We start from the raw sequence: 13,525 nt of genomic DNA on the forward strand, positions 1-13,525 counted from the left end.
TAGTTTAACGCTGAACCATCTTGAGAGGAGAGGGTCTGGCCATGGAAGAACGCAGGCAGGACAACGCCAGGCAGGCGGCATTGGATTATCACGAATTTCCGCGCCCAGGTAAGCTGGAGGTGCGCGCAACCAAGCCCCTTGCCAACGGCCGCGACCTTAGCCGCGCCTATTCGCCCGGCGTGGCGGAAGCCTGCCTTGAAATCAAGGCCGATCCTGCCACCGCTGCCCGCTATACCTCGCGCGGCAATCTGGTCGCCGTTGTCTCGAACGGTACGGCCGTGCTGGGGCTGGGCAATATCGGTGCGCTGGCCTCAAAACCCGTGATGGAGGGTAAGGCGGTCCTGTTCAAGAAATTCGCCAATATCGACTGTTTCGATATCGAGGTGAACGAATCGGACCCCGAAAAGCTGGCCGATATCGTCTGCGCGCTTGAGCCGACCTTCGGCGCCATCAACCTTGAGGATATCAAGGCCCCCGACTGTTTTATCGTCGAGAAACTGTGCCGCGAGCGGATGAACATCCCGGTCTTTCACGACGACCAGCACGGCACCGCCATCGTGGTCGGCGCGGCGGCGACCAATGCGCTGCATATCGCCGGCAAGCGGTTTCAGGATATCAAGGTCGTCTCGACCGGCGGTGGCGCAGCAGGCATTGCCTGCCTGAACATGCTGCTGAAACTGGGCGTCAAGCGCGAGAACGTCTGGCTCTGCGATATCGCCGGCCTCGTCTATGAGGGCCGGACCGAGGAAATGACGCCGCAAAAGGCCGAATATGCGCAGAAATCCGATCTGCGCACGCTCGATCAGGTGATCGATGGCGCGGACCTGTTCCTTGGCCTTTCCGGCCCCGGTGTCCTGAAACCTGAAATGGTCGCCAAAATGGCCAAGCGTCCAATCATCTTTGCGCTGGCGAACCCGACACCCGAGATCCTGCCCGAGGATGCCCGCGCCGTCGCCCCGGATGCGATCATCGCCACGGGCCGCAGCGATTATCCCAACCAGGTCAACAACGTTCTGTGCTTTCCCTTTATCTTTCGGGGTGCGCTGGACGTCGGCGCGACCACGATCAACGACGAGATGCAGCTTGCCTGTATCGAAGGGATCGCCGCGCTTGCCCGCGCCACCACCAGTGCCGAAGCAGCCATGGCCTATCGGGGCGAAACGCTGACCTTTGGTGCGGATTATCTGATCCCGAAACCCTTTGACCCACGTCTGATCGGCGTGGTCTCATCCGCTGTCGCCAAGGCGGCGATGGAGACCGGCGTCGCCACCCGTCCGCTTGACAATATCGCCGTCTACAAACGCAAACTTGACGGCTCGGTCTTCCGCTCGGCGATGATCATGCGCCCGGTCTTTGAGGCCGCTGCAACCGCCAAGCGCCGCATCGTCTTTGCCGAGGGCGAGGATGAACGGGTGCTGCGCGCCGCCAATGCGATGCTGGAGGAAACCACCGACGCGCCGATCCTGATCGGCCGTCCCGAGGTGATCGCCATGCGTGCCGAACGCGCCGGCCTGCCGATCCGCCCCGGCCGCGACTTTGAGATCGTGAACCCCGAAAACGACCCCCGTTATCGCGACTATTGGGGCACCTATCACGATCTGATGGCCCGGCGCGGTGTCACCCCCGACATCGCCCGCGCGATCATGCGCACCAATACCACCGCCATCGGCGCGGTCATGGTTCACCGGGGCGAGGCTGACAGCCTGATCTGCGGCACTTTCGGCCAATATAGCTGGCACCTGAATTACGTCAGCCAGGTGCTCGCCCGGGACGGGCTGTGCCCGCATGGCGCGCTGTCGCTGATGATCCTTGAGGACGGGCCGCTCTTTATCGCCGACACTCAGGTCCATCATAACCCCACGCCCGAACAGGTGGCCGAGGCCGCTATCGGTGCCGCCCGCCACGTGCGCCGCTTTGGCGTCACACCCAAGGTCGCGCTGTGCAGCCATTCGCAATTCGGCAACCTCGACAACGAAACCGGCGTCAAGATGCGCGCCGCGATGGAGATCCTGCACTCGCGCGGCGTGGACTTCATCTTTGACGGTGAAATGCACGTCGACTCGGCGCTGGATCCATCAATCCGCGAGCGGCTGTTGCCGCGCTCGATCCTGGAAGGGGCGGCAAATACGCTGGTCTTTTCGGGCACCGATGCGGCATCGGGCGTGCGCAACGCGCTGAAGCTCAAGGCCAACGGGCTTGAGGTCGGGCCGATCCTGATGGGTATGGGCAACCGCGCCCATATCGTCACGCCCTCGATCACCACCCGCGGCCTTTTGAATATGAGCGCGATCGCCGGCACGCCGGTCGATCACTATCGCTAAGCCATGGGGCTGCGGTGATTCTACCGCAGCCCACCCCTTGCCCTGCTTCATTTTGCAAAAGGCGGCAGAGTTTGCATCACACTGCAAACTCATTTTTTCTTTGCAAAATTATTTTCCCCGCTTTGGCGACAGACCGCACAAGTTTCTGTCGCATAGCGGGCTGTGGGCGTTAACATCCTTGCGCCCCTCCCCACCTCACGCGTAACTCCACCCATCCATTCGGGGAGGAGAGTTGTTTTCATGGGATACCGCGAGATATATTCCGCGTGGCAGGCCGATCCTGAGGGGTTCTGGATGCAGGCCGCCGAGGCCATCGACTGGAAGCAAAAACCCTCAAAGGCGCTTTTTGACGACAAGGCCCCGATCTACGAATGGTTCTCGGACGGGCTGGTGAACACCTGCTGGAATGCGGTGGACCGCCATGTCCTGGCGGGGCGCGGCGACCAGATCGCCATCTGGCATGAAAGCCCGATCACCCTGACCACCAAGGGGATCACCTACCGTCAGTTACGCGACCGCGTTGCCTCACTGGCCGGCGCGCTGCGTATGCGTGGCGTCGAAAAGGGCGATCGCGTCATCATCTATATGCCGATGATCCCCGAAGCGATCGAGGCGATGCTGGCCTGCACCCGCTTGGGTGCCGTCCACTCGGTGGTCTTTGGCGGCTTTGCGGCCAATGAATTGGCGGTACGCATCGACGATTGTCAGCCCAAGGCGATCATCGCGGCCTCTTGCGGGCTCGAACCAAACCGGGTCGTTCACTACAAGCCACTGCTTGACGCCGCCATCGACATGTCCAGCCACAAGCCCGAGTTCTGCGTGATCTTCCAGCGCGAACAAGAGGTTGCCAAGCTGGTCGAAGGCCGCGACTTTTCCTGGCACGGCTTTCAATATGGCGTGAAACCCGCCGACTGTGTCCCGGTCGAGGGTACCCCCCCCGCCTATATCCTTTACACCTCGGGCACGACTGGCCAGCCCAAGGGCGTCGTGCGCCACACCGCCGGCCATCTGGTCGCGCTGCAATGGTCGATGACAAATATCTATAACATCGAGGCCGGAGACCGTTTCTGGGCCGCCTCGGATGTCGGCTGGGTAGTTGGCCACAGTTATATCTGCTACGGCCCGCTGATCGCGGGTGCCACCACCGTCGTATTCGAGGGCAAGCCGGTCGGCACCCCGCATCCCGGCGTCTTCTGGCGCACCATCCAGAACCTTCGCATTAAAAGCTTTTTCACCGCGCCGACCGCGCTGCGCGCCATCCGCCGCGAGGACCCGAACGGCGACTGGATCCGTCGCTATAAGCTGCACGATCTGCAGGCGTTGTTCCTTGCCGGTGAACGCGCCGATCCCGATACGGTGCAATGGGCGCAGGAGCATCTGGGCGTACCGGTGATCGACCACTGGTGGCAGACCGAAACCGGCTGGGCCATCGCCGCGAACCCGATGGGGATCGAGACCTTGCCGATCAAACCGGGCAGCCCTTCGGTGCCGATGCCCGGTTATGACGTGCAGGTGCTGGATGAGGCAGGCCACCCGGTACCCGCAGGCACGCTTGGAGCCATTGCGATCAAGCTGCCCCTGCCTCCCGGCACGCTGCCGACGCTGTGGAACGCCGAAGAGCGGTTCCGCAAATCCTACCTCGACCACTTTCCCGGCTATTATGAAACTGGGGACGCGGGCTATATAGATGAGGACGGCTATCTTTACATCATGGCCCGCACCGATGACGTGATCAACGTCGCCGGCCACCGCCTGTCCACCGGCGCAATGGAAGAGGTTCTGGCCAGCCACTCCGCCGTTGCGGAATGTGCGGTAATCGGGGTCGCGGACAGCCTCAAGGGCCAGTCTCCGGTCGGATTCCTCTGCCTCAAGGCCGGGATAACGACCTCGCATGACCAGGTGGTGCGCGAAGTGGTCCAGTTGGTACGCGACCGGATCGGTCCTGTGGCGGCGTTCAAATCGGCCTGCGTCGTGGATCGACTGCCCAAGACCCGCTCGGGCAAGATCCTGCGCGCCACCATGGCCAAGATCGCCGATGGAGAAGAGTTCAAGACCCCGGCCACCATCGACGATCCCTCCGTTCTGGACGAAATCCGCAAGGCGCTGGGACAGATCGGCTACCCCGAGGCCGCCAAAGCCGACTAATGCGCTTTGCAGGCCTATCGGGCCGCATCCTTGTTGCGGCCCGTCCCACATGACACAGCCAGTGATCAAAGAGCCGCTGCCACAGCAGCGGCTCTGTCGTCTGTCGGATGCTTTCGATTTTCTGTCAGATCCTGCCCTGCTGCGAGGTCAGGCCATCCGTACGAAGAGCCCTTAGCAGTCATTCATCGGCGGGCCATCCGGTGGTCGCATTTCCCGCCAGTTCTTCGCTGTCACAGACCAGAACAAGCTGATTATGATGGTCGGAATACCGAACCAGTATATTCACGCCTGCCTCGGCCAATGCGCGCGAGATCGCGCCCAACTGGCCGGGAGTGCCCTGTTTCAGCTTACGGATGATCGGCTTTCGGAGCATGGCGACCGCGATCCCGGCGTCTTTCGCGGCACTGGCTGCAGCCTCGCCATCGCGAAACAGGAAGTGTGCGATGGACGTCCCGCCATGGCTGAATACCCCACCACCCTCGAAAGAAACTCCGGCGCGCCCCATCGCCTCGCCAAGCTCTGCCAGCGCACCGGGACGGTTTTCCAGATGGCACTCAAGGTCAAACATGATCGGAGGTCTCCTTGTGGATCGCGCGGCTGTCGGCCGGAGCCTCGGCGCGGGCTGTCATGCTGTAGTCCCGCGTCACTGCGGCGATACGCAGATGGTAATCGGCAAAGACATGATCGCGGCCTGCAATCTGCACGCGCCGGTGCTCCGGCAGGTTACGCCAGGCCGCGACCGCAGCTTCGTCGCGCCAGAAGGACAGCGACAGGACCTTGCCGGGATTGGTCAGGCTCTGGAACCGCTCGATGGAGATAAAGCCATCCAGATCCGCCAGCAGCGGGCGCAGCCCGGTCGCCAGATCAAGATATTCGGCCCGGGCCGCACCGGGAACCCAGGCTTCGAAAATGACGGCAATCATGTGCGACCCCCATGTGGAGCTGAAGCGAGTTTGACGAAAAGGCGGTTCTCGCTGCGAATAAAGCCCTCACGTTTGGCGAATTCGTAGTTCTCCCGACCCAGTGGATCTGCCGCCAACCGCGACCGATAGGCTTCATATTCGGCAAGGGATGGCAGCGAATAAATGCCATAGGCGGTCGAGGCCGAACCCTCATGCGGGGCGAAATAGCCGATCAGATCAGCACCGCAGCGCGGGCTGCATTCGCCCCAGTTGCGGGCGTATTGGTCGAACAGCTCACGCCGGTTCGGATCGATGTCATAGGTGATGACGCAGGTTATCATGGGTCTGGCCTTTCTTGCTGACCCCAGACCTACCCGATTGGCGGCAGCAGATGGTTCGGTTAGGATCGAACCATGAGAGAAGGCCCCGATATCGCCCGCATCGCCGCCCTTGTCGCCGATCCTGCCCGCAGTACGATGCTGATTGCGCTGATGGATGGGCGCGCCCTGACCGCGACCGAATTGGCCGGCCTTGGCGGGATCACCAAACAAACCGCCAGTTCTCACCTTGCCAAACTGGTGGATGGCGAGGTGCTGATGGTCGAAGCGCAGGGCCGGCACCGCTACTTCCGTCTGGCGGGCCCAAATGTTGCCAGCCTGCTTGAAGCACTGATGGTGTTTTCCAGCGATGCTGCGCCTTCGTTGCGCACCGGCCCGCGCGATCCGGCGCTGCGCAAGGCCCGCATCTGCTACGATCATCTGGCTGGAGAGGTGGGCGTCCGGCTTTATAAGCAAATGCTGGCGGATGAGTGGTTGGCGAATGATCTGACCGTGACCCGCTACGGCAGGGAAAAACTGGCCGAAATTGATCTGGATATTGATAGCCTTCCGCCAGGCAATCGGCCGCTGTGCCGTGCCTGCCTCGACTGGAGCGAGCGGCGACCGCATCTGGCCGGGCATCTGGGGAAGGCCATACTAGATCATCTGATAGCCAGATCATGGGCGCGTCGGGTGCCTGCGTCGCGCATCATCAATTTCACTTCGGAAGGTGAGCGGATCTTGCATGGCTGGCTGCGCTGACCTGCGGCTTTGTTTCGCATAGCTGACATTTCCGTATGTCAGTAACTTTATTCTCCAGCAAATACAGTGGCCGGCAGATGCACAAGGCTGAGGATTTTTCACCCCCCACCAGTCTCGTGCATATATGCGCGAAATCGTCCGCATAACTGCTGCTCAGTGATGACACGATGTCAGCCTGCCAATGGTCGGGACAGCCGCGCCTGACAGACACGGCAGCCCCCGCGCGGCAGGTTTAGCCGATCTGCGCGCCCAGCCCCTTCATCAAGGGCAGGAAGTCAGGGAACGAAGTCGCAATCGGACTGCCGTCATCGACGCTGATCGGCTGTTCCGAGGCAAGCCCCGCGACAAGGAAGGACATGGCGATGCGGTGATCTAGATGGGTCGCGCAAATCGCGCCGCCCTTAAGTCCGCCCTTGCCATGCACGGTCATGGTATCATCCGTCGCCCCGACCTCGGCACCATTGGCGACAAGGCCGACGGCCATGGCCTCGATCCTGTCGCTTTCCTTGACGCGCAGCTCATGGACCCCCTGCATGACGGTCGTGCCTTCGGCGAAACAGGCGATCACGGACAGGATCGGGAATTCGTCGATCATGCTTGCCGCGCGTTCGGGCGGAACGGTCACACCCTTAAGCGGGCCGTGGCGGACGACCAGATCGGCCACCGGCTCGCCCCCCTCTTCACGCGGATTTTCAAAGCGGATGTCAGCCCCCATTTCAAGCAGGGTGACATACAGCCCATCCCGCGTCGGGTTGCGGCTGACGCCGGGCACACGAATCTCGGAGCCCGGAACGATCAGCGCCGCAGCCACCGGGAAAGCCGCACTTGAAGGGTCGCGCGGAACAACAACCGGCTGCGGCCGCAGTTCGGGCCGGCCTCGCAGGGTGATAACCTGCCCTTCATCCGTCACCTCGGTCGAGATCGTGGCGCCAAAGCCCGCAAGCATACGCTCGGTATGGTCGCGGGTCGGCTCGGATTCGATCACCACGGTTTCACCCGGGGCATTCAGCGCAGCAAGCAGCACCGCCGATTTGATCTGGGCCGAGGCAACCGGCGTCTTGTAACGCACGGGCACCGGATCCGCCGCGCCCTTGATCGTGACAGGCAGCCGCTTGCCCTCGCGCGCTGTTACCTCGCAGCCAAACAGCTCCAGCGGGTCAGTCACGCGCCCCATCGGGCGCCGCGACAGGCTGGCGTCGCCGGTGAAGGTCGCGGTGACCGGGGTCGTCGCCATCGCACCCATGATCAGCCGGACACCGGTACCCGAGTTGCCGCAGTCAATCACGCCCTCAGGCTCGGAAAAGCCGCCGACGCCGACGCCGTTCACCAACCACTCACCCTCTCCCAGACGTTCGACACGCGCGCCAAAGGCCTGCATGGCTTTGGCTGTGTCCAGAACGTCCTGACCTTCCAGAAGGCCGGTGATATGGGTCTCTCCCACAGCCAGGGCACCAAGGATCAGCGCGCGGTGGCTGATCGACTTGTCGCCCGGCACCTTGGCCTCACCCTTCAGGGGGCCCGAGCGGCGGGCAATCATCGGAAGCGGTTCGGCGGAATGTGACATGAAGGCCCCCTTGTACGTGTCGCGCAAGGTGATAGCGGTCACGGCTGGCCTATGCAATCGGCCCCGAAGCTTTCAGCCCCTGCGGCGAAAGGTGACGTAATGCGGCACCCGTCCTTCGCGCAGGGCCTTTTGCTCATAGCGCGTGGACAGCCAGTCGTCCCAGGCGTCTTTCCCTTCCGAGATCAGCTCGAAACCGGCCTGCGGAACTTCTTCCAGCGTCTGGCGGACATAATCAGGAATGTCGGTCGCTACGCGGAATTCGGCCCCCGGCTTCATCACCCGGTAAAGTGGGATCAGATGTTCGGGCGTGACGAAACGGCGGCGGTGGTGGCGCGCCTTGGGCCAAGGGTCGGGATAGTTCAGGAACGCCTTGCTGATCGAGCCTTCGGGCAGGACATCCATCAGATCGCGGGCATCGCCCGGATGGACGCTGACATTCGACACCCCCGCCGCGCGGATCTTGCCCAGCAGCATCGCGACGCCGTTGATAAAGGGCTCACAGCCAATGATCCCGATCTGGGGATAGCGGGCGGCCATGTGAACCATATGTTCGCCCCCGCCAAAGCCGACCTCCAGCCAGACCGGACGGTCATCGCCAAAGATCTGGGCCAGATCGATCGGCTTGCGTTCGGGGTTTTCATCAAGGGTAATGCCGCGCGGGCGCAGGTTGCCCAGATCCTCGGACAGATAGCCCTTTTGGCTCTGGCGCAGAGTTTTGCCATGACGGCGGCCGTAAAAGTTACGGCGCGGAGGTTTCGGGTCGAATTCGCTCATGCTCTTTCTCGGGTGGGCCGGCCGGGACCGGCCCATGCTCTCAGATCATTCGGCAGCCAGACGCGAGATGACCACCGTCACCTCGGGCTTCTTGCCGATCTCTTCCATCGAGACCTGACGGGTAAGGCGGCGGATGCCCTCTTCCAGCCGCTCGTCATCCATGACGGTCCGATCATCGGCACGCTCAAGGAAATCGGCCAGCGCAGCCTCGATATTCTCGGCCAGCGGTGCACCGCCACGGCCCCGTTCAGGCAGACCGGACAGTTCAACCCAGGCGTCGGGCAAGGGCGTGTCATCCTCATCAACGATGACCGAGACCATGGCATGACCGTTCAGCGCCATGCGGATGCGGTCGCGCACCACGCCATCCATGGCACCGATCAGCACCGAACCATCCAGATACAGCCTGCCGGTGTCGATCTGATCGACCACCCGCGGCGCGGTCCCGGACAGGTCCAGCATGGTACCGTTCGTCGCCACTGCCGCCGGAATGCCGCGCGCCTCGGCCAGCTTGGCATGCTCGCGCAGATGCATGTGTTCGCCATGCATCGGAATAACCATCTGCGGCTTCAACAGATCATGCACCGCCTCGATATCGGGGCGGTTGGCGTGGCCCGAAACGTGGTAAACCCCGTCATCGGCATCAAACAGGTCCACGCCCTTTTCCGACAGCGCATTCATGATGCGAATGACGCCGCGCTCATTCCCCGGAATGGTGCGTGAGCTGAAAAGGAAGCTGTCGCCCTCTTTCAGGTCAATGCCCAGATAGCGGCCACGCGACAACTGGGCACTCGCAGCGCGCCGTTCGCCCTGACTGCCGGTGACGATCAGCATCACCTTGTCGCGCGGCAGTTCCGAGGCCTCTTCCGGTCCGATCACCGGGGGGAAGTTGGTCAACACGCCGGTTTCGATTGCAACGGTGATCATGCGGCGCATGGCGCGGCCCAAAAGGCAGATCTTGCGCCCCGCGGCAACGCCTGCCTCGGCCAGCGTCTTGAGCCGGGCAATGTTGCTGGCAAAGGTCGTGGCCACCACCATCTGGCGCTGCGCGATGACGAAATCCAGCAGCGGATTGGCCAAAAGCGCCTCGGACCGGCCGGGATGGGGGGAAAACACGTTGGTCGAATCGCAGGTCAGGACCTTGACCCCCTGCCCTTCGTTGGCAATCTCGTGCCAGACCATCGGGTCAAAGGGCTCACCCACCACTGGCGTTCCGTCCAGCTTAAAGTCACCCGTATGGACGATCCGACCTGCCGGCGTGTCGATGATCAGGGCCGAACTTTCGGGAATAGAATGGCTGACCGGCACGAATTGCACACGGAAGGGACCTGCCGTCACCACGTCAGGCCGCGGAGCGTGAATATGTATCTGGTCGGTCGGCTGGCCCACCTCTTCCAGCTTCAGCCGCGCCAAGGCACCGGTAAAGCGGCGGCAATGCACAGGCTTTTGCAGCTTTGGCCACAAAAGGCCAAGTGCGCCAACGTGATCCTCATGCCCGTGGGTGATAAAGATTGCGTCGATCCGGTCGCGGTTCGCCTCAAGCCATGACACATCGGCCATGATCAGGTCGATACCCGGGGCGGATTCCATATCGCCAAAGGTAACGCCCAGATCGACGACGATCAGCCGCTCTCGTCCCGGCTCGCCATAGCCATAGACATAGGCGTTCATGCCGATTTCGCCCGCGCCGCCCAGCGGCAGATAGATCAGGCGCTCAGCCATTGCCCATCTCCTTGTTATAATCGTGAATGAGGCGCAGCCCATGCATGGTCAGGTCGTCCTCGATCGCGTCGAACAGATCAAAGCCCTGGTCGAACAGCGGCGCAAGCCCCCCGGTCGCGACGACCTTCATCTGGCGGCCTCGCTCTTCGCGGATCTTGTCCACCACGCCCTGCACAAGGCCGATATAACCCCAGTAAATGCCCGACTGGATACAAGCCACCGTATTTGTACCAATTACCTTGGGCGGCATAGTCACATCGACATGAGGCAGGCTGGCCGCCCCCATATGCAGCGCCTCAAGCGACAGGTTCACCCCCGGCGCAATGACACCTCCGACATAGGCGCCATCCGTGTCGACCACATCAAAAGTCGTCGCAGTGCCAAAATCGACCACGATCAGATCGGGGCCGTGGCGGTCGAATGCGCCCCAGGTGTTCACCAGCCGGTCGGGACCGACCACCGTGCCAAAATCAACCCGGGGGGCCACCGGCAACAGGCAGTCAGGCTTGCCCACAACCAGCGGGCGGGTGTCAAAATAGCGGTTGCACAGCACGCGCAGGTTGAACACCACCCGCGGCGCGGTTGAACTGATGATGCAGCTGTCGATGTTCAGCTCAAGCTTTTGCAATGAGATCAGTGTGGACAGCCAGACGAAATATTCATCCGCGGTACGCCGGTGGTCGGTCGAAATACGCCACATGCCGACGAATTGTTCGCCGTCCCAGACTGAAAAGACCGTGTTCGTGTTGCCGGTGTCGATGCAAAGCAGCATGGGCTAGCCTCTGAAATACACATCGGCGGCGGGAATAACCTGCCGCCCGTCAGAGCCGCGCAGGATCAGCGCGCCACTTTCGTCAATGCCTTCGAAGATACCGTGACTTTCGTTGGTGCCAGCACGAGCGATGATCGGCTCACCCAGCCGGGCGGCGCGCGCAAGCCAGGCGTTGCGGATCGGCCCAAAGCCGTAGGTTTCAAGCTGATCCTGCCAGCGCGCGAAAGCAGGGGCGAGCAGGTCCAGAAAATCCTCGGGCGCGACGGTATGGCCGGTCTCACCTTTGACCGAAACAGGCGGAACTGCCCCCGGCCCGACCAGATCCGCATCCGGAGCATCCGCCAGATTGACGCCGATCCCGACCGCAACAGCCTGAATGCCGGGACCGGATCCCGCGCTTTCCAAAAGAATGCCGGCGACCTTGCCACCGTTCAGCAACACGTCATTTGGCCATTTGATCGCCAGCCGCACCGAGGGGCCGCAGGCGTCACCAAGCGCATCATAAAGCGCCAGCGCCGCAACAAAGGACAGTTGTGCCGCGACCAGCGCCCCACCCCTGGGCCGGGTTACCAAGGTCGCGGCGAAATTCCCGGCGGGCATCACCCAGTCCCGGCCGCGACGACCACGGCCCGCGAATTGCTCGCGGGCCATCACCCAGGCTGGACCTGAGAGGCCGGGCGCCAGCCTCAGCGCCTCGGCATTGGTACTGTCGACGCGGGCCAGCACATGGCGGGCCACGCCTTCGGGCCAGGTATCACTCACCTTGCGCAGACTCGGCCGGCTGCTCGGCAGCGGCCACCGGACCTACCAGAGTCTCGGCGGCACGACCGGCAGCGGCATCGACACCGAACATGCTGACCGCGCCGACCAGCATCACCAGCGCCGGCACCATCAATGCCAGATACTGCACCGCGCCCATGCGGCTGGTGATGCCTTCACTCTCGGCACCAAAATACATGTAGTAGACGATGCGCAGATAGTAGAAGGCACCGATAACCGAGGCGATGACACCGGCGATGGCAAGCCAACCCATGCCCGCGTCGACCGCTGCGGTCAGCACGCCCAGCTTGGCAAAAAAGCCAAGGGTCGGCGGCACACCGGCAAGGCTGAACATCAGGACCAGCATCGCCAGCCCCTTGACCGGGTCGGTCCAGGCAAAACGGTTCAGCGCGGCAAGATCGGTCACCGGAACCCCGTCACGTTCCATCGACAGGATGAAAGCGAAAGTGCCGATGTTCATCACCGAATAGATGGTCATATAGAGCAGCATGCTCTGCACCCCGATCACGGTGCCGGACGCGAGCCCGACCAGCGCAAAGCCCATATGGGTGATCGAAGAATAGGCCATCAGCCGTTTGATATTGGTCTGGCCGATCCCGGCGATCGAGCCAAGGAACATCGACATCACCGCCAGCGCCGCGATGATCTGGCTCCAGTCCGAGATGACATGACCGAAGGCGTCAAAGACCAGCCGGGCGATCAGCGCCATAGCGGCGACCTTGGGTGCGGTCGCAAAGAAGGCGGTCACCGGGGTCGGCGAGCCCTCATAGACATCCGGCGTCCACATGTGGAACGGCACGGCCGAAACCTTGAAGGCCAGACCGACCAGCATGAACACCAGCCCGAACAGCACGCCAAGCGACAGATGTCCGGCCGAGATGGTCGCAATGATGCCCTGGAACCCGGTGGTGCCGACAAAGCCGTAGATCAGCGAGGTGCCATAGAGCAGCAAGCCCGACGAAAGCGAGCCCAGAACAAAGTATTTCAGCCCCGCCTCGGACGAGCGAACCGAGTCGCGGCGCATGGCGGCAACGACGTAAAGCGCAAGCGATTGCAGCTCCAGCCCCATATAGAGCGTCAGCAGGTCACCGGCCGAGACCATGAACATCATCCCCAGCACCGCCAGAGCGACAATGATCGGGAACTCAAAGCGCAGCATATTACGGCGCTGCATGTAATCAGCACTCATCGCCAGCACGCAGGCAGCAGCAACCAGCGTCACCACCTTGGCAAAGCGCGAAAAGCCATCGTCGATGAACATGCCATGGAAGGCGGTGCCATCGGTGCGATTGCCAAGACCAACCATGGCCGCGACGATCAGAAAGGCCGCGACAGTCAGCCACAGCAGCGTCCGCGCCAGCCTGTCCTTGCCGAGATAGGCCCCGGCCATCAGGGCGGCAAGCGCGTAAACCGCCAGAACCACCTCGGGCAGAATGGTCGAGAAGTCGAGCGAGGTCATGTCTGCC

General features: G+C 62.4%; 12 protein-coding genes. 3 read left to right on the forward strand and 9 right to left on the reverse strand.

Features of this window, described 5'->3' with window-relative positions:
• Positions 1 to 41 precede the first annotated feature (41 nt).
• Both PARACOCCUSGL_RS0102935 and PARACOCCUSGL_RS0102940 read left to right on the forward strand, forming a co-directional pair.
• Positions 42 to 2,321 carry an NADP-dependent malic enzyme gene (locus tag PARACOCCUSGL_RS0102935; protein ID WP_010392880.1) on the forward strand — a complete coding sequence of 760 codons (2,280 nt, stop codon included), beginning with the start codon at positions 42 to 44 and terminating at the stop codon, positions 2,319 to 2,321.
• Between the two features lie 240 nt (positions 2,322 to 2,561).
• A complete protein-coding gene (locus PARACOCCUSGL_RS0102940; protein ID WP_010392882.1) occupies positions 2,562 to 4,466 on the forward strand; it encodes a propionyl-CoA synthetase in 1,905 nt (634 codons plus the stop codon).
• 178 nt (positions 4,467 to 4,644) lie between these two features.
• On the opposite strand, the gene PARACOCCUSGL_RS0102945 is transcribed toward PARACOCCUSGL_RS0102940, so the two are convergent.
• The 3 genes from PARACOCCUSGL_RS0102945 to PARACOCCUSGL_RS0102955 are packed head-to-tail and all read right to left on the reverse strand — an operon-like array spanning position 4,645 to position 5,709.
• On the reverse strand, positions 4,645 to 5,034 hold the full coding sequence (locus PARACOCCUSGL_RS0102945; protein WP_010392884.1) for a hypothetical protein: 390 nt from the start codon (positions 5,032 to 5,034) through the stop codon (positions 4,645 to 4,647).
• Positions 5,027 to 5,389 (reverse strand): antibiotic biosynthesis monooxygenase, encoded by a 363-nt coding sequence (locus PARACOCCUSGL_RS0102950; RefSeq protein ID WP_010392885.1) that lies wholly within the window; start codon positions 5,387 to 5,389, stop codon positions 5,027 to 5,029. The genes PARACOCCUSGL_RS0102945 and PARACOCCUSGL_RS0102950 overlap by 8 nt, the downstream gene beginning before the upstream one ends.
• The gene (locus tag PARACOCCUSGL_RS0102955; RefSeq protein WP_010392887.1) at positions 5,386 to 5,709 is read right to left on the reverse strand and encodes an NIPSNAP family protein; all 324 of its coding nucleotides are present in this window, start codon (positions 5,707 to 5,709) and stop codon (positions 5,386 to 5,388) included. Before PARACOCCUSGL_RS0102955 ends, PARACOCCUSGL_RS0102950 begins: the two co-directional genes overlap by 4 nt.
• A gap of 72 nt (positions 5,710 to 5,781) precedes the next feature.
• Between PARACOCCUSGL_RS0102955 and PARACOCCUSGL_RS0102960 the strand changes: the two genes are divergently transcribed.
• Positions 5,782 to 6,447: a helix-turn-helix transcriptional regulator gene (locus tag PARACOCCUSGL_RS0102960; RefSeq protein WP_010392889.1), complete on the forward strand. Its 666-nt coding sequence runs from the start codon at positions 5,782 to 5,784 to the stop codon at positions 6,445 to 6,447.
• 232 nt (positions 6,448 to 6,679) lie between these two features.
• Here PARACOCCUSGL_RS0102960 and aroA read toward each other — a convergent pair whose 3' ends face one another.
• The 6 genes from aroA to nuoN form a co-directional block, all read right to left on the reverse strand.
• Positions 6,680 to 8,011 (reverse strand): 3-phosphoshikimate 1-carboxyvinyltransferase, encoded by a 1,332-nt coding sequence (gene aroA / locus PARACOCCUSGL_RS0102965; RefSeq protein WP_010392892.1) that lies wholly within the window; start codon positions 8,009 to 8,011, stop codon positions 6,680 to 6,682.
• A gap of 72 nt (positions 8,012 to 8,083) precedes the next feature.
• Complete coding sequence (gene trmB / locus PARACOCCUSGL_RS0102970) at positions 8,084 to 8,785, reverse strand: tRNA (guanosine(46)-N7)-methyltransferase TrmB (RefSeq protein ID WP_010392893.1); 702 nt, start codon at positions 8,783 to 8,785, stop codon at positions 8,084 to 8,086.
• A 45-nt stretch (positions 8,786 to 8,830) separates the two neighbouring features.
• Positions 8,831 to 10,507 (reverse strand): ribonuclease J, encoded by a 1,677-nt coding sequence (locus tag PARACOCCUSGL_RS0102975; protein ID WP_010392894.1) that lies wholly within the window; start codon positions 10,505 to 10,507, stop codon positions 8,831 to 8,833.
• Complete coding sequence (locus PARACOCCUSGL_RS0102980; RefSeq protein ID WP_010392895.1) at positions 10,500 to 11,279, reverse strand: type III pantothenate kinase; 780 nt, start codon at positions 11,277 to 11,279, stop codon at positions 10,500 to 10,502. Before PARACOCCUSGL_RS0102980 ends, PARACOCCUSGL_RS0102975 begins: the two co-directional genes overlap by 8 nt.
• Before the next feature lie 3 nt (positions 11,280 to 11,282).
• Positions 11,283 to 12,041 carry a biotin--[acetyl-CoA-carboxylase] ligase gene (locus PARACOCCUSGL_RS0102985; RefSeq protein WP_010392896.1) on the reverse strand — a complete coding sequence of 253 codons (759 nt, stop codon included), beginning with the start codon at positions 12,039 to 12,041 and terminating at the stop codon, positions 11,283 to 11,285.
• Positions 12,034 to 13,518 (reverse strand): NADH-quinone oxidoreductase subunit NuoN, encoded by a 1,485-nt coding sequence (gene nuoN, locus PARACOCCUSGL_RS0102990; RefSeq protein WP_010392897.1) that lies wholly within the window; start codon positions 13,516 to 13,518, stop codon positions 12,034 to 12,036. The genes PARACOCCUSGL_RS0102985 and nuoN overlap by 8 nt, the downstream gene beginning before the upstream one ends.
• Between the last annotated feature and the right edge of the window lie 7 nt (positions 13,519 to 13,525).

The organism is Paracoccus sp. TRP (genome assembly GCF_000185925.1).
GTDB lineage: Bacteria > Pseudomonadota > Alphaproteobacteria > Rhodobacterales > Rhodobacteraceae > Paracoccus > Paracoccus kondratievae.